The 25,974-nt window shown below is 71.3% G+C and carries 24 protein-coding genes; 3 read left to right on the top strand and 21 right to left on the bottom strand.

Going from position 1 to position 25,974, the window contains the following annotated elements; all coding sequences use genetic code 11:
- The first annotated feature begins 1 nt into the window (after position 1).
- Together ACE3T5_RS04585 and ACE3T5_RS04580 are read left to right on the top strand one after the other, a co-directional pair.
- Entirely contained in the window at positions 2 to 2,290 is a 2,289-nt protein-coding gene (locus ACE3T5_RS04585) for a tetratricopeptide repeat protein (protein WP_374664938.1), read from the top strand.
- Entirely contained in the window at positions 2,274 to 3,404 is a 1,131-nt protein-coding gene (locus ACE3T5_RS04580) for an acyltransferase family protein (protein ID WP_374664935.1), read from the top strand. Before ACE3T5_RS04585 ends, ACE3T5_RS04580 begins: the two co-directional genes overlap by 17 nt.
- A gap of 8 nt (positions 3,405 to 3,412) precedes the next feature.
- Here the strand turns inward: ACE3T5_RS04580 and ACE3T5_RS04575 are convergent, their stop codons facing one another.
- The 17 genes from ACE3T5_RS04575 to ACE3T5_RS04495 all read right to left on the bottom strand — a co-directional run bounded on the left by ACE3T5_RS04575 (position 3,413) and on the right by ACE3T5_RS04495 (position 20,094).
- Positions 3,413 to 4,306: a hypothetical protein gene (locus tag ACE3T5_RS04575; RefSeq protein WP_374664933.1), complete on the bottom strand. Its 894-nt coding sequence runs from the start codon at positions 4,304 to 4,306 to the stop codon at positions 3,413 to 3,415.
- Positions 4,306 to 5,562, bottom strand: a complete 1,257-nt coding sequence (locus ACE3T5_RS04570; protein ID WP_374664931.1) for an ABC transporter ATP-binding protein — start codon at positions 5,560 to 5,562, stop codon at positions 4,306 to 4,308. The genes ACE3T5_RS04575 and ACE3T5_RS04570 overlap by 1 nt, the downstream gene beginning before the upstream one ends.
- A complete protein-coding gene (locus ACE3T5_RS04565) occupies positions 5,562 to 6,365 on the bottom strand; it encodes an ABC transporter permease (RefSeq protein WP_374664928.1) in 804 nt (267 codons plus the stop codon). Before ACE3T5_RS04565 ends, ACE3T5_RS04570 begins: the two co-directional genes overlap by 1 nt.
- A gap of 32 nt (positions 6,366 to 6,397) precedes the next feature.
- Complete coding sequence (locus ACE3T5_RS04560; RefSeq protein ID WP_374664926.1) at positions 6,398 to 7,282, bottom strand: peptidylprolyl isomerase; 885 nt, start codon at positions 7,280 to 7,282, stop codon at positions 6,398 to 6,400.
- Positions 7,283 to 7,357: 75 nt separating this feature from the next.
- Positions 7,358 to 8,962, bottom strand: coding sequence for a cell surface protein (locus ACE3T5_RS04555; RefSeq protein WP_374664924.1), 1,605 nt, complete (start codon positions 8,960 to 8,962; stop codon positions 7,358 to 7,360).
- Positions 8,963 to 9,168: 206 nt separating this feature from the next.
- Positions 9,169 to 9,588 (bottom strand): hypothetical protein, encoded by a 420-nt coding sequence (locus tag ACE3T5_RS04550; RefSeq protein ID WP_374664922.1) that lies wholly within the window; start codon positions 9,586 to 9,588, stop codon positions 9,169 to 9,171.
- A gap of 60 nt (positions 9,589 to 9,648) precedes the next feature.
- Entirely contained in the window at positions 9,649 to 11,835 is a 2,187-nt protein-coding gene (gspD, locus tag ACE3T5_RS04545; RefSeq protein WP_374664920.1) for a type II secretion system secretin GspD, read from the bottom strand.
- Positions 11,836 to 11,846: 11 nt separating this feature from the next.
- A complete protein-coding gene (locus tag ACE3T5_RS04540; RefSeq protein ID WP_374664918.1) occupies positions 11,847 to 12,494 on the bottom strand; it encodes a hypothetical protein in 648 nt (215 codons plus the stop codon).
- Entirely contained in the window at positions 12,491 to 13,045 is a 555-nt protein-coding gene (gene gspM / locus ACE3T5_RS04535; RefSeq protein WP_374664916.1) for a type II secretion system protein GspM, read from the bottom strand. Before gspM ends, ACE3T5_RS04540 begins: the two co-directional genes overlap by 4 nt.
- Positions 13,046 to 13,100: 55 nt before the next feature.
- The gene (locus tag ACE3T5_RS04530; protein ID WP_374664914.1) at positions 13,101 to 14,330 is read right to left on the bottom strand and encodes a PilN domain-containing protein; all 1,230 of its coding nucleotides are present in this window, start codon (positions 14,328 to 14,330) and stop codon (positions 13,101 to 13,103) included.
- A gap of 8 nt (positions 14,331 to 14,338) precedes the next feature.
- Complete coding sequence (locus ACE3T5_RS04525; protein WP_374664912.1) at positions 14,339 to 15,172, bottom strand: general secretion pathway protein GspK; 834 nt, start codon at positions 15,170 to 15,172, stop codon at positions 14,339 to 14,341.
- Positions 15,172 to 15,837 (bottom strand): prepilin-type N-terminal cleavage/methylation domain-containing protein, encoded by a 666-nt coding sequence (locus ACE3T5_RS04520; RefSeq protein WP_374664910.1) that lies wholly within the window; start codon positions 15,835 to 15,837, stop codon positions 15,172 to 15,174. Before ACE3T5_RS04520 ends, ACE3T5_RS04525 begins: the two co-directional genes overlap by 1 nt.
- The gene (locus ACE3T5_RS04515; RefSeq protein ID WP_374664908.1) at positions 15,834 to 16,232 is read right to left on the bottom strand and encodes a type II secretion system protein; all 399 of its coding nucleotides are present in this window, start codon (positions 16,230 to 16,232) and stop codon (positions 15,834 to 15,836) included. The genes ACE3T5_RS04520 and ACE3T5_RS04515 overlap by 4 nt, the downstream gene beginning before the upstream one ends.
- The gene (locus tag ACE3T5_RS04510) at positions 16,232 to 16,738 is read right to left on the bottom strand and encodes a Tfp pilus assembly protein FimT/FimU (protein ID WP_374664906.1); all 507 of its coding nucleotides are present in this window, start codon (positions 16,736 to 16,738) and stop codon (positions 16,232 to 16,234) included. Before ACE3T5_RS04510 ends, ACE3T5_RS04515 begins: the two co-directional genes overlap by 1 nt.
- Positions 16,707 to 17,153, bottom strand: coding sequence for a type II secretion system major pseudopilin GspG (gene gspG / locus ACE3T5_RS04505; RefSeq protein WP_374664904.1), 447 nt, complete (start codon positions 17,151 to 17,153; stop codon positions 16,707 to 16,709). The genes ACE3T5_RS04510 and gspG overlap by 32 nt, the downstream gene beginning before the upstream one ends.
- A gap of 9 nt (positions 17,154 to 17,162) precedes the next feature.
- The gene (locus tag ACE3T5_RS04500) at positions 17,163 to 18,401 is read right to left on the bottom strand and encodes a type II secretion system F family protein (RefSeq protein ID WP_374664902.1); all 1,239 of its coding nucleotides are present in this window, start codon (positions 18,399 to 18,401) and stop codon (positions 17,163 to 17,165) included.
- Positions 18,394 to 20,094, bottom strand: a complete 1,701-nt coding sequence (locus ACE3T5_RS04495) for a GspE/PulE family protein (protein ID WP_374664900.1) — start codon at positions 20,092 to 20,094, stop codon at positions 18,394 to 18,396. The genes ACE3T5_RS04500 and ACE3T5_RS04495 overlap by 8 nt, the downstream gene beginning before the upstream one ends.
- 136 nt (positions 20,095 to 20,230) lie before the next feature.
- On the opposite strand from ACE3T5_RS04495, the gene ACE3T5_RS04490 reads away from it, so the two are divergent.
- Positions 20,231 to 22,183: a beta-galactosidase gene (locus ACE3T5_RS04490; RefSeq protein WP_374664898.1), complete on the top strand. Its 1,953-nt coding sequence runs from the start codon at positions 20,231 to 20,233 to the stop codon at positions 22,181 to 22,183.
- On the opposite strand, the gene ACE3T5_RS04485 is transcribed toward ACE3T5_RS04490, so the two are convergent.
- The 4 genes from ACE3T5_RS04485 to ACE3T5_RS04470 are packed head-to-tail and all read right to left on the bottom strand — an operon-like array spanning position 22,152 to position 25,972.
- Positions 22,152 to 24,023: a hypothetical protein gene (locus ACE3T5_RS04485; RefSeq protein ID WP_374664896.1), complete on the bottom strand. Its 1,872-nt coding sequence runs from the start codon at positions 24,021 to 24,023 to the stop codon at positions 22,152 to 22,154. The genes ACE3T5_RS04490 and ACE3T5_RS04485 overlap by 32 nt on opposite strands.
- Positions 24,020 to 24,586 (bottom strand): GNAT family N-acetyltransferase, encoded by a 567-nt coding sequence (locus ACE3T5_RS04480; protein WP_374664894.1) that lies wholly within the window; start codon positions 24,584 to 24,586, stop codon positions 24,020 to 24,022. Before ACE3T5_RS04480 ends, ACE3T5_RS04485 begins: the two co-directional genes overlap by 4 nt.
- Complete coding sequence (locus ACE3T5_RS04475) at positions 24,583 to 25,035, bottom strand: FdtA/QdtA family cupin domain-containing protein (RefSeq protein WP_374664892.1); 453 nt, start codon at positions 25,033 to 25,035, stop codon at positions 24,583 to 24,585. The genes ACE3T5_RS04480 and ACE3T5_RS04475 overlap by 4 nt, the downstream gene beginning before the upstream one ends.
- A complete protein-coding gene (locus ACE3T5_RS04470) occupies positions 25,028 to 25,972 on the bottom strand; it encodes a glycosyltransferase family 2 protein (protein WP_374664890.1) in 945 nt (314 codons plus the stop codon). The genes ACE3T5_RS04475 and ACE3T5_RS04470 overlap by 8 nt, the downstream gene beginning before the upstream one ends.
- Between the last annotated feature and the right edge of the window lie 2 nt (positions 25,973 to 25,974).

Here is a 25,974-nt window from a genome sequence, read left to right as displayed (position 1 = left end):
GATGCCCGCCGCCGCCCAAGACGAGCTGCAGACGGCACTCGGCCTGCATCGGTCGGGTCAGCTGGAGGCTGCCGCGCGGCTGTATCGCCAGGTGCTGGCCGCCGCGCCGGCCCGCCCGGACATCTGGCAGATGCTGGGGCTGGCGGAATTCACCCAGGGCCATCTGCCCCAGGCGCTGGAGGCTTTCGATGCCGCGGCGCGGCTCGTCCCCGGGGATGCCGGCGTGGCCTTCAACCGCGGGCTGGTGCTGCATCAGGCCGGGCGGTCGCAGGAGGCCCTGGAGGCCTTTGAGTCCGTGCTGAGCCGACAGCCCGCGCACCCCAAGGCCCCGCTGATGAAGGCCCAGGCGCTGCACGCGCTGGGGCGAATCGATGAGGCCGTGCGCTGGCTGGACGCCGCTGCGACGAGCGCCGCAGACCCGGTGCCACTGTGGCTGCTGCAGGGCGAGTGGCTGCATGGCCTGCATGACCACGCAGGTGCAGCCGAAGCCTATCGGCGCGTGCTGGGACGGCAGCCTACGCATGCGGATGCCCTGTGCAACCTGGGCAGTTGTCTGCTGCGCGCCGGCCGTGCCGGCGAGGCGGTCGATGTGCTGTCGCAGGCCCTGCGCGTGGCACCCGCGCAGGCCGACCTCTGGTTCAACCACGGGCTGGCGCTGGCACGCCTGCAGCGCCGGGTCGAGGCTGAACAGAGCCTGGGCGAGGCGCTGCGGCTCGCGCCGGGCCTGGCGGTGGCATGGACGCAGCGTGGCCTGGTCCGCAGCGCGCTGCGCCGCCTGGATGCGGCGGTGGCCGACTTCGAGCAGGCCCTGCGCATCGACCCCGGGCAGGGCGAGGCCTGGGCCGCCCTCGGCCACGCCAGGCTGGATCTGGGCGATGCCCCGGCCGCCGTCGACGCCTACCAGAAGGCCCTGGCGATCGCGCCGCAGACGGACTTTTTGCTGGACGCACTGGCCCTGGCGCGGGCGCGCCTGTGCGACTGGCGCCACGCGCAGGCCGACCGCGAGGCCATCGAGGCCGCCATCCGCCGGGGCAGCCCGCTGGTGTCGCCGGCCCGCATCTTCGCGCTGATGGACCGGCCGGATCTGCTGCTGCCCGCAGCGCGGTCCTACGTCACCCACCTGCGGCTGCCCGCCGCGCTGACCGCGCCGGCCTTCCGGCCCGCCGGCCGGCGGCTGCGCATCGGCTACTTCTCCGCGGATCTGCATGCGCATGCCACCGCTTTCCTGATGGCCCGGCTGTTCGAGCGCCACGACCGCGAACGATTCGAGATCGTCGGCTTCCAGCTCGGCCCGGCCCGGCGCGATGCCATGCACGAACGCCTGCGCGCGGCTTTCGACGAGTTCCACGACATCGATGCGCTGGACGACGTGACGGCGGCGCGCCTCGCGCGGGAACGCGGCCTCCAGATCGCGGTGGACCTGAAAGGTTTGTCGCTCCATGCCAGGCCCGGTGTCTTTGCAGCGCGCGCAGCGCCCCTGCAAGTGGCCTACCTCGGCTATCCGTGCACCCTGGGTGCGGACTGGATGGACTACCTCGTCGCCGATGCGACGGTGGTCCCGCCTGACGCCCGCGCGCACTACAGCGAGAAGATCATCACGCTGCCCGGCAGCTACCAGGTGAACGACGAGACACGGGCCTGCCCCGCGCCGCCGCCGCGGTCGCAGGTGGGCCTGCCCGAGGACGCGTTCGTCTTCTGCAGCCTCAACAGCCCCTACAAGATCACGGCGGAGGTCTTCGCGACCTGGATGGCGCTGCTGCGCGATGTGCCAGGCAGCGTGCTGTGGCAGCTCGATGGCGGCGAAGGACCGCGCCAGCATCTGCTGCAGGCCGCCGCCTCGCAGGGCATCGACCCGTCACGCATCCGCTTCGCGCCCTTGCTGGATCCGCAGGCGCACCTGGCCCGCATCGGCTGCGCGGACCTCTTTCTCGACACGCTCCCGTGCAATGCGCACACGAGCGCGAGTGACGCATTGTGGATGGGGGTGCCCGTGGTCACGCTCGCGGGCGCCGGCTTCGCAGGGCGCGTGGGTGCGAGCCTGCTGCAGGCCGCGGGCCTGCCCGAGCTGATCTGCCCGACGCTGGCGGACTACCGGCAGACGGCGCTGGCACTGGCCACGCAGCCCGGGCGCCTGCTCGCGCTGAAGCGCCATCTGGCCGGGCAGCGCCACGTCCTGCCCCTGTTCGATTCCGGCCGCTTCACGCGGCACCTGGAATGCGCATTCGAGATGATCTGGCAACGCCATTCGGCGGGGCTGCCACCGGAGCACGTGGATGTCCCGGCTGACTGAGGCGGTGGTGCACGCCGCCGCGACGGACGCACCGGCGCGGCCCTCGCTCACGCGCTGGCCGGCCCTGGACGGCATGCGCGGCATGATGACCGTGGGCGTCTTCGTCGCCCACGTGTCCTACCAGTGGCTGCCCGGCGCGATCATCTTCATGGACTGCTTCTTCATGATGAGCAGTTTCTTCATCACGCGGCTGCTGCTGAAGGACTGGCTGACCCACGGGCGCATCCACTTCGCCTCGTTCTACCTGCGGCGGCTGCGCCGGCTCTATCCGGCCCTGCTGGCGATGGTGGCGGTGGCCGTGCTGTTCGTCTGGGGATGGCTCGGTCACGGGTTCGACCGCATGCTTAATGTCGCCGGCACGCTCTTCTACTTCGGCAACTGGCTGCGCGCCTTCGAGATCCCGCACGAGAAGTACCTGGGCCACACGTGGTCGCTGTCGATCGAGGAGCAGTACTACCTGGTGTGGCCGGCCCTGCTGGCGGCCGGCCTCGCCCTCACCCGGGGACGCGCTGACCAGCCGCGTCGGCTGCACCTGCCCTTCTGGTGCCTCACGCTGGGGCTGGTCGTGGTGGGCGCCATGGCCTGGCGCGCCTGGCTGGCCACGCAGGGAGCGTCCTGGGAGCGCCTCTACAACGGGACCGACATGCGCCTGGACAGCCTGGCCCTTGGCGCGCTGCTGGCCATCCTGTTCGACACGCCGGTGGTCCAGCGCGCCTGCGCCTGGCTGGCACGGCCCTGGCTGGTGTGGGTGATGATCATCGTCATGCTCGCAGGCGCCTTCCGCGTCAACGTGTTCCACGGCCCGTGGTACGCATGGCAGCAGCCCTTGTTCGTCGTGCTGTCCCTGCTGCTGATCATGTCGTTCCTGAAGACGCCCACGGGGCTGGGGCTGCGCTTCGTGTTCCAGAACCCGGTGTCGCTGTACCTCGGCGCCATCTGCTACGGCATGTACCTGTGGCACTACCCCCTGATCTGGGCCTGCTACGCGGTGTTCGACCTGACGGTGTGGCAGACGCTGCTGATCTGCGCACCGACAGCCCTGGCGCTGGCGAGCCTGTCGTACTTCGTCCTGGAACTGCCGGCCCTGCACGGCAAGCGCGGCAGCGCGCGCTGACAGCGCGCTCAGGGCCGGTAGAAACGGTCCGCCTCGCCCCAGAAATGCCACATCGGCGCATCGGCGCGGATGGCTTCGTCCAGCAGGGTCTCGACCTGTCCCACGAGCGTGGCCAGATCCCTGGGTGCACCAAGTGACTGGATGCGCACGAAGCGGTGGCCGTCCTCCAGCCGGTAGCCGGTGACGTACACGTGCACCGGGATGGCTTTCGCCACGGCCATGCGCAGCAGCGCGGTCGGCAGCCGTGCGGGTAGGCCCAGCACGCGGATGGGCGCACTGGCGGTGACCTGGTCCGCCGGCACGTCGATGACCGCGAACACCGCATCGCCTGCCGCCAGCGCGCGGGGCACCTGGCGCATGTCGGCCGACACGTCGATGCACTCGCGGCCAAGTGCCTTCGTGATCGAGTTCATCCGGGCGAGGATGTAGCGGTGCAGGACCGCGTGGCCCCTGAAGTGCGCGGCGTCGGGCGACGCGACGAGCATATGGGCCCGGACACCGGCTGCCGCCGCGCTGCGCAGCCCCCACATGCCGGCCCCCCAGTGGAAGGTGAGGCACAGGGCCGGCTGGCCAGGCCGGGGCCACTCGCCCTCCTGATGGACGAACCGGCTCAGCCAGCCTGCACCGCGCGTGCGGCTCAGGTAGTGATCGGCGTGGTCGACCAATGTGGTGAGACGTCGGCGCAGCATCCAGTCGGCCTCGCTGGTGCCGACCCATTGCCTGGCGCGTGCCTGGGCGGCGGCGCGAGCGACCGACGACTCGTAGAGCCAGGGTCTTGCGGCGATCCGGCGGAACAGGCGATAGGCCCAGGGCCAGGGCAGCAGCGCGGCCAGGCCGGGCACCAGCACGACTTCGAGCAGGTCGCGCGCCTCTGCGCCCAGGCGGGCGCGCAGGCCAGCCATCACGACCAGTGGTGGGGCAGTCGCACAAGCCCCGGCGTGAGGGTGGGAAAGTGAAACCGGAAGTGCTGGTGCTGGTACCACTGGTCATACACCACCAGCGCCTTCGAATCGAACAGGTAGGCACTGACCACGTATTCCCCGGAGTGCAGGGGCAAGTCCGGGAAGGTGCACACCGATCGCCAGAGATCCGGGCCAACGGCTTGCGGATGGGCGCCATCTGCGTGCGTGGCGACGGAGGTGATGCCCACGCCATGCGATTGCTCCAGCATCACGGCAATGTGCGGCATCTCGCCGCCTTCGACGAGAGCCTCGACGGTGACGACGAGGTCACGGCTTGCCAGCAAGGGCGGCGTGCCCGGCCCGAGATGGTCGATCGCGAGGCGGGTGATCCGGCCCCGCTGGCCGGCCAGGATGGGGGGCGGCGCAGCCGCGACCGCCTGCTCGGGGCTCGGACTCGGGGCAGGGGCCGACGCGAGGTCCTGTGCACGGACATGGGCCTCGTAGGCGGCCAGCACCGTGTCGGTGGCGCCGAGGGCGCGCATCCGCCCGCCGTCCAGCCAGAGCGCCACGTCACACAGCTGCCGGACGTGGTACTGGCTGTGCGAGCAGAACAGGATGGTGCAGCCATTCTGTCGGAACGCCGTGATGCGCTCCACACACTTCTTCTGGAAGTGCTGGTCACCGACGGCCAGCGCCTCGTCGATGATCAGCACGTCGGGCTGCTTGGCAGTGACCAGGGCAAACGCCAGCCGCACCACCATGCCCGAGGAGTAGGTCTTCACGGGCCGGTCGATGGCGGAACCCAGCTCCGAGAATTCGATGATCTCGGGCTCGAGCCGGGCGATCTCCTCCGGGTCCAGGCCCGTCAGGTGGCCGCTGAAGCGCAGGTTGTCGCGGCCCGAGAAATCGGGATGGAAGCCGGCCCCCAGCTCCAGGATGGCCGTCACCCGGCCGATGCGGCGAACCTCGCCGGTGGTCGGCTGCATCGTGCCGGCAATGAGCTTCAGCAGCGAACTCTTGCCCGCGCCGTTGTCACCGATGAGCCCCATGCACTGGCCGCGATGCAACTCGAACGAGACCTCGCTGAGGGCCCAGTGGCTGCGGTGATGGGTGCCCGATGTGAAGAGGGCCTTCAGGCGCTGTCTCGGGGTGTCGTAGAGGCGGTATTCCTTGCCCAGGCCCCGGACCGCCAGCACGGACGATCCCGGCGCGGCCGCAGGGGCGGGGGATGGAGGAGCGCTGTCGACCATGTTCATCAGAGCCAATCCACCAGCTGTTCACTGCACCGCGCGAGCACCAGGTCCACCAGCGCGGCGGCGCCCGCGATCCAGGCCAGCGGCACCACCCAGCAGAGCAGTGGCGGCCACTGCGCGTCCAGCAGGATCGCCTGGTAGCCCACGACCAGCGGCGTCATCGGATTGAGCCACAGGACCCAGCGCCAGGCCTCGGGAAACATCGACAGGGGAAAGAGGACCGGCGACAGGAAGATGCCGACGGACAGGAAGAAGGTGACGATCTGGACCGTGTCACGCAACGCGGCCGCCAGGATCGCCAGCAGGTAGCCCAGGATGAAGCTCAGCACCAACTGCATCAGCAGCAGGGGCACCACCGCGGCGACCGCCAACGGCAGGCCGTGGGTGGCGGCGTAGATGCACGCCACGACGACGAAGAGCGGCAGGTACACGATGCCGGAAGAAAGCACCGCCCGCGCGGGAAACAGCACGGCAGGCAGCGCGTTCTTCTGCAGCAGGCTCCCGGCCTCCAGCAGGCTGTTCATGCCCCGCGACAAGGCATCGGAGAACGCCATCCAGGCGAGCGCTCCGACGATCAGGAACTGGCCTGCCGGCTTGCCGCGTCCGCCGGCATCGCCGACGCGCATCGAGAAGACGACGTCGAAGAGCAGGTAGTACGCGGCAACCACCAGCAGCGGCTGGACGTAGGCCCAGGCAATACCGCCTGCCGCCGCCGCGTGGCGCGTGGCCAGGTCCCGTCGGGCAAGCAGCCATGCCAGGGACCGGCCGCGCCAGAGGGCGGCCAGTTCCCGGGAAAGGGTACGCATGCTGTTGTCTGCGGCCTCTGAGGTCGGCGGCCTTACGGCTTCTGAGCCGCCGAGAACGCCTCGATCACCTTGCGATCCGGCTTGAAGCCCTCGGCAATGCGCCGCGCTTCGCGCAGCCGCGCGTCGCTCTGCAGCTGGTTGACCGCCATCGCCCGCAGCTCGTCGCGCACTTCCTCATAGGTGCGCTGGCCACCCGGGCGACGCCCCTCGAGCTTGATGATGTGCCAACCGAACTGCGTGCGGACGAGACCGCTCACGTCGCCCGGGTTCTTGAGCTGATCCACGGCGTCCTGGAACTCGGGCACCATGCGGCCCGGCTCGAACCAGCCGAGGTCGCCGCCACGCGCGGCACTGCCGTCCTGCGAGCGCTCCATGGCCACCTTCTCGAAGTCGGCGCCGGCCTTGATCTCCGCCAGCACCTGCTCGGCGACCTGCTGGCCCTTCTCGGTGTTGCCCATCAGGAGGATGTGGCGCACGCGCGTCTGGGTCGCGGTGCGGTACTTCTCGGGCGCAGCGTTGTAGTTGGCCCGCGCAGCGGCCTCGATCGCCGCATCGGTGGGTCTGGCGGCTTCGTCGATCTTCGCGAGCCGCGCGTCGGACAGCACGCGCTCGCGCACTAGGCGCAAGGTCGCGATGACCAGGGGATCCTTGTCAAGACCATCACGCACAGCCTCCTGGGCCAGCACGCGACGGATATAGAGATTCTGCGCGGCCTGCTGCACCGCGTCGGGCTTGCTGAGGGCCTGGTAGCGCTGGCCGGCGGGGATGCGCTGGGCATCAGCCGTGATGTCGTCCAGGGTGATCTGGACGCCTCCTGCCCCTTCGGCAAACACGCCATCGGCCGCGAGGGCGGCACCGGCCGCAACGGAAAGGACGGCCGCAAGGCCGAGGTTTCGGAAGAAAGGCGTGGAAATCATCTGATGGAAATACGGATGTCCAATGGAAAAAGGGCGGGGGAAACCCCGCCCTTCTTGGCTCACACTGTGAAGTGCTTAGCGCGAACGGTGATCGGAAGTGATACCGTAGGTGCCGGACTGGCCAGCAGACACTTGCGGGTTGGTCGCCTTGATGAAGGCGGCACCCATGATCGGCAGGCCGGCGCCGGTGGTGGCGTTCACCACGTTCACGTTGCCCCAGCCGCTCACGAACGCGGAGGAACCGGTGTCCTGACGGGCCACGGAACCACCCAGCACGGAGACGCCGGTGTCAGCGAAGCTCAGCACGGAGGTCTCACCGCAGAACGTCGTGACGCTGATGTTGCCCGGAGAGAACACGGCGCCCGAAGACTTGGTGGTCTCTTCACGGTCATAGAACGTCTGCGACGTGGCGTCCACGCAGATCTGCTGCGTGTTGGACGGGTTGATGCGGGTGTTGCCGTCGTGGAACCACTGGCCACCAGCAGCCGGCACCATGGAGTACAGGCGGCGGGAAGTGGCGGGGGCGTAGTCCATCGCCACGCTGTAACGGCGGGTGGGCATGGAGAACACCCAGTCCGTCTTGGCGGTGATGATGGCGTCGGTCGCGTACTCGTTGACGATGCTGTTGACGGCCAGCGCGTTCGTCAGAACGTTGGCTTGCGTCAGCGGCGAGGTCATGTTCGCAGCGGCGGCCACGTACGGGGTCGACATGTCGGGCAGGTCGAAGAACGCGGCGGGGATCGCAGCGGCGGCAGTGGCGCCACCAGGCACGCCAACGGCGGTCTTGGTCGCGTAGGCCACCGTACGCAGGATCGGGTCAGCCGTGACGTTGTCGATCACGCCGGGGTACTGCGTGGCGCTCTGCGGGAACACCACGAAGTTGCCACGACCGTTGGCACCACCGGCCGTCAGCGCGCGCACGGCGACCATCGGGCCGGAGTACGTGGTGGTCTGGGGCACGTTGATGATGGTCCAGTTGCCGAACAGGCCGGTCTGCGGCGTGGCCAGACCCTGGGCGGCAGCCGTGGCTTCCGTCGTGTGGTTCGTGGTCAGGATGGCAGCGTTGATGGCCGCAGCCGTGCAGGGCGGGACGCCGTTCACGTGCTTGATGGCCGTGTACAGCGCGCTGTTGGCGTTGGCGCCAGCGCCATACACCAGCGTGCTGGGGATGTCGGCCATGTTGAAGATTTCAACGTAGCCTTCACGGGTGTTGTTCGGGATGTCGTTGCCACCCTTGCTGGTCAGGCGGGCGGTCACGAACGGCTGGGCCACGCCGGGCGACAGCTGGGGCAGCGTGCAGGTGCGGTCGCTGGTGACGATCTGGGCCGGCGACGTGGCGGTCGGGGCGGTCACGGTGGCGTTCCACACGTCACCGGGGGACATCAGAACCGTGAAGTCCAGAATGTCGTCAGAGTTGCTGGCGCCGCGGAAACGGACCTTGACGACCTTGCCGTTGCCGGTGTCGGTGTTCGTCAGGGAAATGATCGTGGCGTTGCCGTTCTGCGCGTTGAAGTACGGCACCAGCAGCATGTGGCCCACACCGCCGGGGGACACTTGCAGCTGCGTGGCGTCCGTCAGGCCCAGCACAGCGTTGGTCGGGGCGGCACCGGTACCGACAACGACGTCAGCGGAAGCCGCGCCAACGAAACCCAGGCTACCCACCAGGGTAGCAACACTCATCGCGAGAGCATTCTTTCTCATCAAGAACTCCAGTTAAAAAGTTTGGTAAGCGTGACTACCAAGAAAAACGCCGGGAAATGGTAGCACAGTGCAATTTTTGGTCGCAAGGCAACAAGCCCAGGGATGCGTCGCATGTTGCTTGAAAGAAACACACCTTAGGACTCTCGATCGATAGGCTCGTCTCCCCCACAAACAAAGAGTGATGGTCACAAGGGCTGATGCAGCCACCAATTGCCGTCCTCCAGCAACCAGGTTTCCTCGAACTGCACGGTGATCGTATCGTTAAACATACCGGGGATCAAAGGCTTTACGCTCACCCGCAGCGACACCTTGCAGCGCTGTGCCTCGCAGGCAACGCTGGCCACCTCGGCCTTCTGCCAGACGGCGCCCGCGCCGAAGCCGCGCCGATAGGCGTCGACGTCGCGCACCTTGCGGTAGGTGGGCGTCAGAAGCGCGTATGCGCCGGCAAAATCGGACTTCACGTAGGCTTCCGCGCGCTTGGTCGCGCGTTCGCGCACGATGTCCTCGGGCTGGCGCGAGTCCATCGCGGCGCATCCCGCGAGGGCGAGGGCGGCCAGCGCGAGCGTCATGCCGGACCGGAACGTTGTTGTTTCGCGACTACTCATGGTCGTACTCTCCTTCTAGGTCGTGGGAATTCCGCCAGGGCACGCGGCCCCAGGCGGCTTTCAGGGCCGACGAAGCATGTCGTGGCCGGTAAAGGTCTTCATCCGCTCGCGCAGCTCGGCGCCCACGTCGCGGGCGTCCAGGTCGGAGCGGACGACGCGCGGCGTGATCACCACCAGCAGCTCGGTGCGCTGCGCGCTGCGCGTCTGGGTGCCGAACAGGCCGCCCAGCACCGGCACGCTGGACAGCAGGGGCAGCCCGCTGGTGCCGGAGGTGTCGTTGTCGCGGATCAGGCCGCCCAGCACCAGCGTCTCGCCGGAGCGAACCGCCACCTTGCTGAGGATCTGCCGCTGCAGGAAGCTGCGCTGGCCGGTAGCCGTGTCGATCTGGCCCACGTCGGTGACGGCCTGGTTGATGGCCATGGTCACCACGTTCTCCGCGCTCACCGAGGGCGTCACCTGCAGGTTCACGCCCGTGTCCTTGTACTGGATGCTCGTCGTCACGTTGCCGCCGCTGGTGACGGTCTCGGCCGAGCGCACCGGCTGCTGCTGGCCCACTGCAATGCCGGCGGTGTGGTTGTCCAGCACCATCACCGAGGGACTGGAGATCACCTTGACCAGCGACTTCTCGGCCAGTGCGCTCAGCACCGCCTGCACGTTGCCCAGCGAATTGCGCAGGGTGTAGGAGAAGCCGGCGCTGGCCGCGCCCAGGATGCCCACGCCGGTGACGCCCGTGCCGGTGCCGGTGCCGCCTGCCACGTTGCTGATGACGCCGGTGCCCGAGAGCCCGCTGCGCACCTTGTCCGTGAAGTACCACTGCAGGCCGTACTGCAGGTCGTCGCCGAGGGTCACCTCGACGATGCTGGCCTCGATCAGCACCTGGGCCGGCGAGACGTCGAGCCGGCGTAGGGCGGCCTCGATCTTGGCGTACTCGCTGGCCACGGCATAGATCAGCACGGCGTTGTTCAGCTCGTCGGCGATGACGCGGGCACCGTTCTGCGTGGTGCTGACCGATCCGAGCCGCGACGCCTGGGCCGCCGCAGCGCCCTGCCCCACGCCGCCCGACGCGCCCGCCAGGCTGTTGACAGCCGGCTGGCCGGCTGTCGTGGTGCCGGCCGTGACCGGCGTCAGCCCCGGCGCCACCTGCGATGTCGCCGCAGGCGCGGCCGAACGGCCGTCACCACCGAAGATGCCGCTCAGCACCTCGGCGAGGTGTCGCGCCGAGCCGTTCTTGACGGGGTAGATGTACAGCTGCGGCTCGGCGGCATTGGCACCCGGGCGGTCGAGACGATCGATCCAGGCGCGCGCCTCCTCCAGGTAGGCGGCACGCGCAGACACCAGCAGCAGGCTGTTCATGCGCTCGATGGGGAGCACGCGGATCGCGCCGAAGAGCGCGACGCCTTCGCCGGACGCGCTGGCGGCCGCCGGTTGCGCGGCGGCGGTAGCGGCCGGTGCAGTGGCCCCGCCTGGCGCAGCCTGGCCCGCCGGCGAGGCCGCCTGCGGCCGCGCCGCGGCCGCCGCGGGCGTCACGCCCTGGGCGAACAGGCGCAGGGCCGACTCCACATCGCGCACCGACGCGTACTTGAGCGGCACCATCGCCACCGACATGCCCTTCAGCAGGTCGACGTCGAACGTGGCCACGATGTCCAGCCAGCCCTCGGCCTGGGTGCGGCTGCCGGCCAGCACCAGCAGGTTGCGCAGCGGGTCCACCCGCACCAGCGCGGCGGGCGGCAGCAGGGGCCGCAGGATGGCCGCCATCTCGGCGGCGCCGATGTACTGCAGCGGCACGATCACCGTGCCCGTGCCCGGGGGCAGCACGCCGCCCGAGGCGATGCGCGGCGACGCCACGATGCCCTGCAGCGCCTCCGGCTTGCCGATGTGATAGACCCCGCGCGGGTCACGCGCCATTGCCACGCCATTGGCCTGCAGCGCGCTTTCCAGCAGGTAGATCGCCTGGTCCGCCGTCACCTCGCCCCGGGTGGCCAGGGTGAGGTTGCCGCCCAGCGCGGAGTGGATGACGTAGTCCACCTTGAGGATGTCGCGCATCACCACGTGGACCACGTCGGTGATCGGCGCGTCCTCGAAACGGAACGAGCTGGCCATGCCCTGCAGCGCCGGCGCCTCGCGCGGGGTGCCGAGCACCTTGTCGCTGCCGCGGATCAGGGGCGAGGGGGGCGTGGCCGGCTGCGCCACCGCCAGATGGCAGCAGGCCAGGGCCAGGGCGGCGAGGACGGGGCGATGGTCAGGCATGGGCGCGAATACTATCTGTGGGTCACGGGCGGCAGGCCGTTGCGGATGTTCATTTCGTTGATCGCGCGCAGCCGGGCACGCTCCTCTTCCTCAATGCGCTGGGCGCCCGTCATGGGAGTCGCCGCGGCCGGCGGCGTTCCCGCAACGGGTGCGGCAGGGGCCGCCGCTGGCGCCGCGCCGGCCCGCTCGCCGCGCGGGCGCGCCATCCGGAAGGCGCGGCTGTCGGCGCCCCGCACGAAGGTCACCTCGCGGTCATCCACTGACTTCAGCGACCACTCGCCGATGCGCTCACCGGCGGAGGCCCGCCGGATGCGCCCGTCGACGCGCAGGATGGCCCCGGCCCCGTTCGACCCGGCATAGATCCCCAGCACCTGCACGTTGCCCAGCGGATCCGGCGGCGCCGGTGGCGCAGGCGGCGGGGGCGGGCGTCGCGTGGGCGAGAACAGGGGGCGATCGGCCATCGCCACGAGCTGCCCCACGTCGTCGCTGCGCCGCCCGGCCAGCTGTGCCAGCGGCTGCGACAGATCGGGGCGGATGGCAGCCGGCGCGTTCCAGTGGATGTTGCGCAGCCGGCCGTCCGCGCCGACCCACAGGGCGGCCAGGCCGGCGGCGAGCAGCAGGTCGAGCGCGATCAGCGCGGTGATCAGGCCGCGCTTCATGGCCGTGCCCTCAGCACGAACAACTGCAGCTGGATATCCAGCCGCTGCGGCGCATCCGCGCGCACGGCGCCGATGGTGCGCACCGAGAAGCCGTCGAAGTGGATGATGGGGGCCTCGCTCGCCAGCACCACCAGCAGCGCCTGCAGGGCGCCCAGCTCGCCTTCGAGCTTGAGCACCAGGGGAATGCGGTCGAACCCCCCTTCGGCCTTGGCCGGCAGCACCTGGCTGCTGATGATCGACAGGCCGGCAACGGCGGCGACGTTGCGCACGCGCTGCTGCACCTCGGTGCCGGTCTGCGTGGCGTCGCGCGTGGCCGGGTAGGCATGCCGCTCGACATAGCCCTGCACAGCGCGACGCGCCTGCTGCAGCTCGGCCTGGCTGCCCTCCAGCCCCAGCAGGCGGGCATAGCGCGGCTCGATCTCGGCCAGCCGCTCGGCGGCCCAGCGCTGCTTGTTCAGAACGTAGAAGCCGGCGCCGGCAATGGGCAGGAGGACCATGACGGCGAGCACCAGCCAGGCGAGCGGCCGCAAGGACATGGCAGGGCGGCTCACAGGTCGACCCTCCGCGCCAGGCACTGCGGGATTCGCCTTGGGACGGCCCTGCGGCTCATGGCTTCCTCGCGGGTGCGCCGCCAAACGAGGCGCCGCCGCCGAAGCTGGCGCCGCCCGAAGTGGGAGCGGGCGGCGCCGCGCCAGCGGCCGTGGCGGAGGCGGCCGGCGACGCGGTCGCGGCCACCGGGCCCGAGGCACCGGCCGTCGGCGCACCAGCGGCCGGGGACGTGGCTGGTGCAGGCGCCGACCCCGCCGCGGGGGCAACGGCGGCCATCGTGAACTCGATCGTGAACAGGTCCTTGTTCGAACCCAGCGGGCGCGTGGCGGCCGAAGGCGCCTTCACGTCCTTGAACTCGGGGCGGGCGCTCAGCAGCTGCATCAATGCCGCCGCGTCGGTGGTGAGTCCGTTGATCGTGACCTTGGCGCCATCGACCTGCACGCCGAGCAGCGAAGTGTCGTCGGGCAGGGTCTGCGTCAGCAGGTTGAGGATGGTCAGCGGCTGCGGCGCGCGGGCGACCACTTCCGACAGCGCCGCCGCCTGATCCTGGGCCTGGACCAGGGCCGCGCGCTGGCGCGTTGCCGGTTCGGCGCGCCGCACGAGCGCATCCATGGCCTCCACCGCGGCGATCGCGCGCTGCCGCGCCTGGAGCACGGGCGTCACGGCCATGGCCGCCAGCAGCACCAGGCCCAGCGCCGCCAGGCCAAGGGCGAGCCGCCGGCCGGCCTGCTGCCGCCCGAGCCTGCGCGCCTCGCCGAAGCCGGGCAGCACGATGGGCTGGAAGCCTGGCGCATGCGCCCAGACCTCCGGGGGCTCCGCCCCTGCGGGCAGGTTCGCCTGCGCGAGGTAGGCCTGCGTCTGGGCGCGCGAGGTCAGCGCGAGCACGACATCGAGCTGGCCACCCGCCACGGGCTTGCGACCCCAGCCCCACAGCGTGTCCGCCGCGGGGAACGGGCTGCAGGCGGCCGCCTCGAGCGCCACCGCATGGGCCAGTTCATCCTCGCCCAGCCGCGGCAGGCGCAGGGTGCGCAGCAGGATCCGCTCTTCCGGCAGCTCCACCGCCGTGAAGGGCGCCAGCGTGGCTTCGCCATCGGCGCGCTGCAGCTGGCCGCCGCTGGCGCGCCAGAGCGTGGCCGTGCGGTCGGCGCCCAGCAGGCGCACCGGTTGCGCCGGGGCGAGACGCTGCACCAGCGGCGAAGCCAGCAGGCTGGCCCAGGCTGCTCGCAGCTCGGCCACGAGCCGGCCCAGGTCCGGGCGGGGGGCGCGCGTCGATGAAGGGGCCGACATGGGCAGGCTTACTGGATGGACTCGAACTGGTGGTGACCGTGCAGGATGCGCCAGGGCACGCCATGGCGCGCTGCCGCGAAATCGACGGTGCGCATCACTTGGAGGAAAGTTCCTGCCGCGAGCGGCACCCGTGCCAGAAGCCGGTAACGGGACGTCGCAGCCAGCGTCTCCACGTACTCCCCTCGCAGCGCCGTCAGGTCCAGCGTCGGCTGTCCGGCGTCGCGGGCCACCGCCAACGCCTCCGCCCGGCCGCGGTCACCGCCTGCCAGCACGGCCAGCACCTCCGGGGGCGCGGCGTGCACGTTCACACGGCCGGAACCGCGCAAGTCAGCGCTCACGAGGGTCGCGAGTCTAGCATAGAGGGGGTAGTCCACCCCCGGCACGCGCAGCAGGTCCTCGGCGGCCTCGAAGCCCACCGCCCGGCCGCGCGTGTCGAGGGCCGAACGCCAGGCCACTGCGGCCGCCGCGAGTGACTGGGCACGGCCTGGATCGACGCCACCGCCATGCTGGAACAGCAGGGCCAGCAGGCCCTGGGGGGCGTTGTTCAGGTCGATCAGGCCGTTCAGGGGCAGTACGTGCACCGTCACCGGCACGCCGGCATAGTGGGCGTCGATCCAGAAGGCCCGCGCCGGCCGGTCCACCCGGGCCGCCAGATCCTGCAGCACCAGATGGATGGAGCCCTGCCCCAGGGCCTGGGCGGCCAGGGCCTGGCGCGAGGTCGAGACGGCCCGCACCTCCTGTCGCACCGCATGCGACAGGCTCGTCACCATCACGGCCAGCGCTGCCACGATCCACAACACCGCGACCAATGCCAGCCCGCGGGATCGAACGCGCGCGCGCATCAGTCGCTCCCGCCGAAGGCAGCGCCGCCGGACGAGGCATCGCTGGCTGCCAGCGGGCGCAGCGGCACCGTGATCGGCGGCCAGGCCGCGCGCCCGGTCTCGATGGCCAGCTCCACCCGGTCGGGAGCACGGGTCGTCGGCTCCCAGGCGGGCAGCCACACCGGCACACGCGGCTCGGTGTCCAGGTAGGCCAAGCGGACGGTGCGCAGGTCGCGCACCAGCACCCGGGACTCGGCGCGGGCGAAGTCGGGGAACCCGGGCGCGTCGGCCCAGGGGACGAATCGCACGACGAGGCCGGTGCCGCCCGACTCGAGCGGCTCGGCGGCGAGGCGGAAGAAATAGCGCCCCCCGGCACCGTAGCGCGCGGGCATGACCCCGACCCAGGCGAGCTGCTGGGCGGAGCCGCTGAACAGCACCGCGGGGCGCGCCGGCGGCGGCAACGCCACGCGACGCAGCGAGACCCGGCCCAGCGACTGCCGCAGGAAGGCATCGGCCATGCGCATCTCGTCGGCCAGAGCGAGCCGGGCGTCGATGCGCTGCTCGGCCTGGCCCATGTTGTGCACGGCGCCGCCCAGCCCGAGCATCAGCACGGACAGCAGCGTGATGGCCACCAGCACCTCCACCAGGGTGAAGCCGTGCTCGCGTGCCGCGGTGCCACGCCTCATGGCCCCTCCCCGGCGTTCTGCGGCAGCAAGGTCTGGATGGCGACATGCCGGGCGCGCTCGCCCTCCTGCCAATCCACGCGCAGCACCACTTCGTGCAGCGGCACCGCCGCCGGCTGGTTGCGCCCGGTCGGCGTCGGATAGGGCGTGCTGCGGACCTGCCAGGCGAAGTCGCCGCTGCGGCCGTCGGCCTGCCAGCCCTGGGGCGGCACGCTGTCGCGCGAGGCGAGCAGCGACTCGGCCAGCAGCACCGCCTCCTGGGCGCGGGCGGCGTCGCCCGCCTGGCGCGCGCTGGCGCCGGTGGCGCGGTACATCAGGCCGATGGCCACGCCCATGATGGCGAACGCCACCAGCAGCTCCAGCAGCGAGAAGCCGGCCTGGCCGCGGACACGGTGCATCACGGCGAGTCCAGCGGGCTCTGCGTGACCTGGCCCGAGAACCAGTCCACCGCCAGCCGCGCCCCCGCGCCGGAGGGGCGCACGAGGTCGATCGCGCCGCCGGTGGCGCCGCCACCGGGCAGGAAGCGGATCGCGGCCTGGTGGTCGGGTGAGAGTTCGATGCTGGCCACGGTGGCGCGCACTTGCAAGGCCGCTGGCAGCGGGCGCGGCGTGCGCCCTTGCACGCCATACGTGCGATCGGCCAGGTGGACCAGGAAGCGCACCTCCCGCCCCTCGGCCTGGGCCTGCAGGCGCGCCGCGCGCAGGTCCATCACCATCGCGCGCACCGTGTCCCGGTACTGGGCGGCTTCACGGAAGCGATCGTAGGCGGGAGGTACCAGCGCGGCCAGACCCGCGCCGATGGCCAGCACGACCAGCAGTTCGACGAGCGTGAAGCCGGCAGCCCCGCGCCGCCCGTGGGGGACGACCCGGCGGCTACTTGCCGTTGCGGATGTCGGCGTTCTCACCGTCGCCACCCGGGGCGCCGTCGGCGCCCAGCGAAAGGATCTCGATGCCGCCATTCGGCCCGGGATTGGCGTAACGGTAGGGATGGCCCCAGGGGTCGGCCGGGATGCCGGTGCCCTTGAGGTAGGGGCCCTGCCAGCCGTTGGCCGTGGCCGGCTTCTTGTTCAGCGCGTCCAGGCCTTCTTCCTTGGTCGGGAAACGGCCGACATCCAGCTTGAACAGCTCCAGCGCCTTCTCGAAATCGGCGATTTGCACCGCCGCGCTCTTGGCCTTGGCGCCACCGAGCTGGTTCAGCACGCGGGGGCCCACCAGGCCGGCCAGCAGCGTCAGGATGGCCAGCACCACCAGCAGTTCCACCAGGGTGAAGCCGGCTCGCGCACGCGCCGAATATCGATGCTTCTGGTTGTTGGATTTCATCTTGCGAAATTATACGGCGAGGTCATTGATGGACAGGATGCCCAGCATGATCGAGACGATGATCCCGGCGATGGCCAGGCCCAGCACGATGATCAGTGCCGGCTCCAGCAGCGTCAGCAGGCGCCGGATGCGCGTCTCGACCTCACGGTCCAGGGCCTGGGCCAGCTCGATCATCATCGGTCCCAGGCGGCCGGTTTCCTCACCCACCCGCACCAGATTGATGGCCAGCGGCTCGAAGACACCGGTCGCGCGCATGGCATCGACCAGCCGGCCCCCCTCCTTGACGGCCGGCGTCAGCGGTAGGAGTGCGGCACGCACGATCTGGTTCCCGACCGTCTGCGTGGCGATCTGCAGGCCGGCCAGCAGCGGCACGCCGTTGCCCAGCAGCGTGCCCAGCGAGCGGGCGAACAGGTGCAGTTGGAACTTCAGCAGCAGCGGGCCCAGCAGCGGCAGGCGCAGCACGCCGGCCTGCCAGGCCGCGCGGCCGCCGGGCGTGCGCAGCCAGCGCATCGCCAGCCAGCCGGCCGCTGCCAGCACCAGGGCGAACTCGACGCCCCAGGCGCGGAACCACTGCCCGGCGCGCATCACCACCAGGGTGGGCAGCGGCAGCGCATCGCCCATGTCGGTGAACAGCCGCTCGAACTGCGGCACCACGAAGCCCAGCATCGCGATCAGCGACACCACGGCCACGGCCAGCAGGATGGCCGGATAGATCGTGGCCGAGACCACGCTCTCGCGCAGGGCCCGCAGGCGTTCCATGTGCTCCACCAGGCGCGCCAGCACCGCCGCGAGCTGGCCGCTGGCCTCGCCGGCGCGCACCATGTTGACGTAGAAGTCGCCAAAGAGCTCCTGCCGGCGGGCCACCGACTGCGACAGCGGAACGCCCCCCTTCACATCGTCCAGCACCTGCTGCAGCAGCGCAGTGACCGACGGCTTGGCACTCATCTCGATCAGCACCCGCAGCGCGTTCGCGAGCGTGAGCCCGGCCCGCAGCATGATGGCCAGCTCCGAGGTGAAGGCCAGCACGTCGGCCGGGGTCACCGGACCGCGCTGCGGTCGGCCCGGGCCACCCGCCAGCCCCGCGGGCGCCACGGCGGCAGGCGGCGGCGCCGAGCCGGCCTCGATGCGCACCGGCACCAGCCCGCGCTCGCGCAGCACGCGCGCGGCGGCGGCGGGCGACGCGGCCTCCAGCGTGCCTTCGGCCATGCGGCCGCCCGCGTCGGCGGCGCGCCAGGTGAAGTCAGGCATCGCCGCCGTCCTGCGTGACGCGCAGCAGTTCCTCCAGCGAGGTCACGCCGTGTGCCACCTTGCGCAGGCCGTCCTCGTGCAGCGTGCGCATGCCCGCCTGAACACCCAGGGCGTGCAGCTGCGTCGCATCGGCGCCGCCCAGGATGGCGCGGCGCAGCGCGTCGTCCAGCACCAGCAGTTCGTGAATGCCGGTGCGGCCGAGGTAGCCGGTGTCACGGCAGTGCGGGCAGCCGCGCGCCACGTACATCGGCTGGCCTTCCGGCAGCCAGCGCGCCAGGCCGGAACGCTCGCGCAGCGCCGCCGAGGGCACCTCGGGCACGCGGCACTTCGGGCACAGGGTGCGCACCAGCCGCTGCGACAGCACACCGTTGACGGAGGAGGTGATGAGGTAGCTCTCGACACCCATGTCCTTCATGCGCACCACGGCGCCGGCGGCGGTGTTGGTGTGCAGGGTCGAGAGCACGAGGTGGCCGGTCAGCGCCGACTGCACCGCGATCTGCGCCGTCTCGCCGTCGCGCATCTCGCCGATCATGATGATGTCCGGATCCTGCCGCAGGATGGAGCGCAGCGCGTTGGCGAAGGTGAGGCCGATCTGCGCATGCACCTGGATCTGGTTGATGCCTTCCAGCTGGTACTCGACCGGGTCCTCGACGTTGATGATCTTCTGCGTCGACGCGTCGAGCTTCGACAGCGCCGCGTACAGGGTCGTCGTCTTGCCTGACCCGGTGGGGCCGGTCACCAGCACGATGCCATGGGGCCGCGCCAGCAGCTCCTGGAAGCGCGCCAGCGTGTCGGACTCGAAGCCCATCTGCTCCAGGCTGAAGCGCACGCTGGCGCGGTCCAGCACGCGCAGCACCACGCTTTCACCGTGCACGGTGGGCACGGTGGACACGCGCAGGTCGAGCTCGCGGCCCTTCACGCGCGTCTTGATGCGGCCGTCCTGCGGCAGCCGGCGCTCGGCGATGTCGAGGTGCGCCAGCAGCTTCACGCGCGAGGTGACGGCCGCGCCGTGCCGTGGCGGCACGAGTTCGGTGGCATGGATCACGCCGTCGACGCGGTAGCGCACGTGCAGGCCGTCGTCGAAGGGTTCGAGGTGGATGTCGGAGGCACGCAGCTCCGTCACCCGGCCGATGATGGCGTTGACCAGCCGGATCACCGGCGCTTCGCTCGCCAGGTCGCGCAGGTGCTCCACGAAGTCGCCGGAATCGGCGTCGAGCCCCTCGCCGGCATCGTCGCCAGTGGCGTCGGCGGCAGGCTGGGCGAGCGCGCGTGCGATGTCGGCCGACAGCGCCACGTAGGGCCGGACCTCCAGGCCGGTGGCCAGGCGCAGGGCCTTGCGCAGGAAGGCATCCTCCGGCGTGGCCATGGCCACATGCAGCACGCCTTCCGCCGCGCGCAGCGGGCAGATCTGGTGGGTGTGCAGGAAGTCCGGCTGCAGGCCGGGCACCTCCGGCAACTCCGCCGGGAAGTCGTCGGCCTGGGCCAGCGGCAGGCCGAGCGCCTGGGCGCGGGCCTGGGCGACGTCCGCCTCGGCCACCAGGCCGAGCTGGGTGAGCACGCCGCCGAGGGAGCCACCCATCTCCTGCCGGGCCGCCTGGGCGCGCTCGAGATCGCGCGCGCTCAGCTTGCCGGCGGCGACGAGCAGCTCGCCAAAGGCCTGGGCGGGATCGGTGGTGGTGGTGCTTGCGGTCATGTGGAGGCGGGCGGGTGCGCCGCGGTAGCCGGGCCGGATTATCGCGTCCGGCGACGCCGGGCCCTGCCCTTCGGAGCCTGCCGCGGCCGGCGGGTTCCCGGCTGCCTGTAAAGTAGTTGGCTTTGCCGGGAGAGCCATGAAGTCGACCGCATCACGGTATGCGCTGCCCGCGGCGGCGGCCCTGGCCACTGCGGTGGCGCTTGGCCTGGGCCTGTATGCAGCCCGCCACCAGAGCGCGGTCGGCCCCATCCTGCTGGCGCCGATGATCGGCCTGGAGCCCTGCATCTCGCTCACCGGCGACACCCTGGCCAGCTCGCCCGACCTGCAAAAGCAGCTGATGGCGGCCTGCCTCGGGCCGCAGGCTTCGGCGGGGCGCGTGGTCGAAGACACGCTGTCGGCACTGGAGACGCCCGGCCACCGCTCGTCCCGCCACGAACTGGGCTACACCCTGCATGTGCCGCTGCTGCGCCTGTACCGGCGCGAAGGCGAACGCTGGGTGATCGACGCCGACAAGGTGGGCCGCATCGCCCGCACCGTGCGGGACAACCGCCGCCCCCTGGTGCTGTACCTTTTCTCCACCCACTTCGCGCAGCACGCCCCGATCGAGAAGGAGCTGGCCGCCGACTCCGCCAACCTGGGCTGGACGCGCGACGGCCCGCTGGCGCACAGCACCTACTACGGCGACCCGCTCTACAACTGGACCTTCGCCCGGACCGACACGCCCCTGACGCAGCGCCGCGTGGAGGCCGCCCGGGCGGTGCTGGATGCCGTCTGCGCGCTGGGGCCCGAGCACGCCGCCAAGCTGCGCGGCGTCACGCTGCTGGGCGAGCTGCACCACCTGTTCCCGGATTTCGAGGCCGGCATGGGCTTCGAGAAGCCGTACCGGGTGACCGACTACAGCGAGGCCTCGCGCCAGGCCTTCCGCGCGTGGCTGCGGCAGCGCTTCGGCACCATCGGGGCGCTGAACAAGGCACTGGGCAGCCACTGGGCGTCGTTCGACGACATCGAGCCGCCCGCCAAGGACATCCGGCAGGAGCCGCTGCGCGACTACACGGAACACATCGACGCCTATGCCCACGGGCGCCTGCCCATCACCGGCTGGGCCTGGCGCCCCGGCCTGGCGGAAGGCGCGGCCACGCATGTGCGCGTCTACCGCAACGGCGAGTTCGCCGGCCGCGTGCCCGTGGCCATGGGCCGGCAGGACGTGCTGGCGGCCGTGCCCTCGGTGGGCACCGCCAACACGGGCTGGCGCTTCGACCTCGACTTCCGCGAGCTGCCCACCGGGCTGCACCGCATCGACGTGCTGCTGGAGGACGGCCAGGGCGGCCTGGTGCAGCTGGCCTCGCGCCAGGTGGCCATCATGGACCGCCGGCAGGCCACGCCGCAGCCGATGCAGATGACGGCGCTGCCCGCGAGCCGCCCCATGGCCGGCCGCGACGGCGAGCCCCGCGGCGACGTGGACGTGCCGCGCGACCAGTCGTCCTTCTTCTACAACCCGATGGCCCCGTTGTGGCACGCCTTCCGCGGCCAGCAGGTGGTGGACTACCTGCGCCACTTCAGCGCCGCGGTGCGCACGCCCTGCCTGGGGCAGGTGCCGCACTACACGCACCAGATCATCCCGTTCACCAACCCCGGCTGGGACGAGACGCGCTTTGCCATCGAGGCCTCGCTGCAGCCGATTGCCGGACTGGACCTGGGCATCAGCCTGTATGGCGAGCCCACCTACGGCAGCTCGTTCCTCGACTGGCTCGGCCGCGGGCGCGGCGGCCCCACGGCGCGCTACGGCATCACCGAGTTCCATCCCCTGCGGGCGCTCGACGCCGTCGAACTGCGGGCCACGCTCGACCGCCATGCGGTGCGCGGCATGGACTTCGTCTCGTTCTTCCTGGAGCCGCGCTGGGCCGGCCAGCGCATCTCGGACCGGGCGAACCTGTTCTCGTTCGATCCCGCCAACCCCGAATACGGCTCCGACCACCTGTACGCTGCGGTGCGCACGATGCTCGCGGGGGGCCGCGAGTCTCAGCCGGCGGCCAGGCCGGCCGCGCCGGCACCCGGCCTCAGTCCAGTGCCCGCACGCAGTACACCCTGAGCGAACGCAGCTCGAAGGCCCGACCGCCCGCCACCGGATCGAAGCGCAGCAGCGGCCGGAAGCCGGTCGGGCTGCGCAGCCGCATGCTCACCGTCTCCAGGCGGCCGGGCTCGATCACGCGCGCATCCGAGCGGCCCTCGGTGAACGGCCCCTCGCTGCCGGCGACGCCCCAGAACACCTGCACGAACTCGCGCTCCTCGACACGGATCTCGGCCAGCACCTCCAGCGTGGTGCAGCGGCGCATGAGGTCTGGCAGCGCAGGGTGCATGTCCATCTGCGGATCGCGCACGTCCACCTCAAACCGCGCGGCACCGGTACGCTTCAGATGGCGCATCTCCACCCGGCCGGCGCTGCCGTCCAGGTCGAACAGCTTGGGCGAGGCTCGCAGCGACGGGCTGTCGGGCAGCAGGAGGATCTTGCGCGCGAAGCTGGCGCCGATGCGGATGCCGTGCAGGTAGGCCGGCCGCGCGTCCGGCACCACGTCACCGGGCCGCGGCGGCAGCAGGCCGGGGCAGCGCACCGCCTCCAGCTTCTGCAGCTCCTGCTGCAGGCAATGCAGCTTCACCTCGCGGTCGGCGGCCAGCCCGCGCTGGTGGGCCATGTGCTCGAAGCCGCCCGCCGCCACCGCCAGGACCGCCACCGCGACGGCCACCAGCACCAGCCCCGTGCGCGCCACGACCTGGCCGCGCTCCAGGCGGGGCGCCAGCAGCACCAGCACGGCCGCGGCGGCCCACGGCCACAGCAACGTCGCCCAGAAATAGTGGAAGCGCACGAAGCCGAAGGCGAAGATGGCAAGCGGCTGGTCCACGCCGGCCGGGCGCAGCGCGCCGCGGCCCGCGGCCACCAGCACCAGGTAGACGGCGACGGCGGCCAGCAGCGGGACGAAGATGCCCGCCACTGCGCGGGCCCCCGCGGCCTGCGGTTGCCGCGCCAGCCGCACGACGGCCGCGGCCAGGGCGACGGTGCCCACGCAGGCGGCGACGGTCAGCACCGCCGCGACCAGCGGCCGCTCGGCGGGCAGCATCAGCGCGCGCCCGACCTTGCCGAGGTAGAACCACCAGAACGCGGGCTGCCAGGGCATGGCCAGCGGCACGGCGCCAGCCGACGCGTGCGAGGCCTGGAACGAATAGTGGAACTGCACCGCGGTGGCCAGCAAGGCGCCCGCGACCAGCCACGCGGCTTCACGCAGGCGCCAGCCACGCTCCGCCGCGGGCGCGCTCCAGGCGATGACGCCCACCAGGGCCAGCGCGGCGGCCGTGCCGGCGAAGGCGCCGGAGATGTAGCTGAAGCCGGCCAGCAGCGCCAGGGCGGCGACGGCCGGGCCGCGCCAGCGCCAGGGCGCAGTCGCGGTCACGAGCAGCCACAGCGCCGCCCCCAGGAAGACGAGCGGCAGCGCCTGGTGGTAAGCCAGGTTCTCCAGCCCCCAGTAGGAGCCGGGCTGCAGCATCGGCAGCGTGAGCGTGAAGCAGGCAGCGGCCTGCAGCCGGTCGCGCAGGGCGTGCATCAGCAGCCGCCATTGCAGGGTGAGCAGCGCGCCCAGCACGGCCACCATGGACAGCAGCTGGTAGCCCACCGAGTTGCCGTCCAGCCCGCGCTGCGCGAGCGCGTCGAGCGCCAGCCCGACCGGCGACAGGGTGTAGTTGATCGGGGTGAACAGCCGGCGCAGATCGAGCGACTCGATCCAGCCGCCTTCGTAGCCACGCCAGTCGTCGTACCAGGGCAGGTCGATCGCGTAGCGCAGCCACGCCAGCACGGCGAGCGCGAAGCACACGAGCGGCACCGCCACCAGGGTGCGGACGGCCAGCGCCCGCCAGAGCGCGGCCCGGGCGGCCGGTGTCATTCCAGGTCCAGGTGGTCCGGCAGGAAGGCGGCGTAGCGCTCCAGGGACCGCCTGATGGCGGGTTCGTCGATCGCGAGGTGGACTTCCTCCTCGGTCTCCGCCGTGCGGCGGGCGCCGAAGCGTTCATGGAAGGCCAGCACCGAGCTGTTGCCCTGGTGAACCTGGAAGTGGGCATGCCGGAAGCCCCAGTGCAGGCCCAGGCTGTACACGAGCACGGCGGACTCCACCGCCGCCGACGGGGGAGCGCCGTCCTTCAGGATCCAGCTGCCCCAGGAGAAGCTGTCGCCGATGGCGTCGTACAGGCGCACCGTGCCCATCGGCTCGCCGTCGTCCTGCGCGCAGATGATGAAGTAGGCCTGGCCGTCGGAGCGCAGGTAGCCGCGGATCCATTCGCGCTGGCGGTCCACGTCGTCCACCACCGGCGAGAGGTAGCGGTTCTTGCGCGGGTCGAGCCGCAGCGACAGGATGAAGGCGGCGTCCGCCTCCTGCACTTCGCGCAGCAGGATCGTGCGGCCCGGCAGCTGGGCCACACGGCGGATCCGGGGCTTGGGCTTCTTGATCATGCGGCGGCTCGTGCAGTGGCCAGCGCCATGAACTCGGCGCGGTCGCGGATGTAGTCTGCCGCATCGTAGTGGTCGGACGCAAACACCAGCAGCACGCCGTCGGCGCTGTAGCGGTGCTGCACGCCCCACACCATGGGCGGCAGGTGCAACCCCAGGCTGGGCCGGTCGAGCACGAATTCCTCCGTGCGCCGGCCATCGTCGGCGATCACGCTCACGCTGCCGTGCACCGCGATCAGGAACTGGTGGCACTGGCGATGCGCGTGCTCGCCGCGGGTCTCGCGGCTGGGCACGCCGTACACCAGGAAGTAGCGGCGCACCTCGAACGGGATGTCACGGCCGAACTCGCCCACCGAGAGGTTGCCGCGCGGGTCCTTCACGTCGAGCTGCTCGTGCAGGCGCACGCCGCGCACCCGGCTCTCGCGCACGCGGCCCGGGCTGGCCTCAGCCATGGTGCACCTCGCCCTCGAAACGCTCGGCGCGCAGCTCCACCGCCAGCGGCCGGGCCTTGGAGTTCTCGTACGCGCGCCACGCGTAGGAGCCCACGATGCCCAGCGCCAGCAGGTTGAGCGCGCCGAAGAAGACGATCAGGATCGCCGTCATCGCGTAGCCGGGCACGGTGATCGCGCCAGACAGACGGCCGGCCACCACTGCCACGCCGAAGGCGCCGGCCAGCAGCGAGCCACCCAGCCCGAAGCGGATCAGCAGGCGGATCGGCAGGTCGGTGAAGGCGAACACGCTGTCCATCAGATAGGCGACCTTCTTGCGCAGCGTCCACGCCGATTCGCCGTGGCGCCGCGCCTGGCGCTCATAGCCCAGCGTGCGGCGGCGGAAGCCGAGCCAGAACACCTGCGCGACCAGCGAGCTGTGGCTTTCCTGCAGGCGCAGCAGCGTGTCGCGGAAGGCGCGGTTGCAGCCGAACACGTCGATGCCGCCGGGCGGCATCTCGGGCACCACGAAGCGCCGGTACAGCCCCCAGAAGATCTGCGCGGGCAGCCGGCTCGCAAGCGGGTCGGCGCGGGCCTCGCGCACGCCCACGACCACGTCCACGTCACCCGCGCGCAGGGCGGCATCCATGCGCAGCACCAGCTCGGGCGGCTCCTGCAGGTCGGCCGCCATCACGGCGAAGCGCTCGCCGGCGCCATGCGCGAGCCCGCAGCGGATGGCGGCGAAGGAGCCGAAGTTGCGCGCCAGCAGCACCAGGCGGCTGGCAAAGGCGCGCCGCGGCAGCTCCGCGCGCAGGATCTCGTAGCAACGGTCCGGACTGCCGTCGACCACGAACACCGCCTCCAGCGCGCCCTTCAGGTCGCGGGCGAGCTGCTCCACCGCGGTCAGCAGCTCGGGCAGCGAGCCCTCGTTGCGGTAGACCGGAATGACGAGCGACAGCATCG

It is taken from the genome of Ramlibacter sp. (genome assembly GCF_041916345.1).
Lineage (GTDB): Bacteria > Pseudomonadota > Gammaproteobacteria > Burkholderiales > Burkholderiaceae_C > Ramlibacter.
The sequence above is the reverse complement of the archived record's forward strand: the minus strand, read 5'-3'. Positions and strand labels throughout refer to the sequence as shown.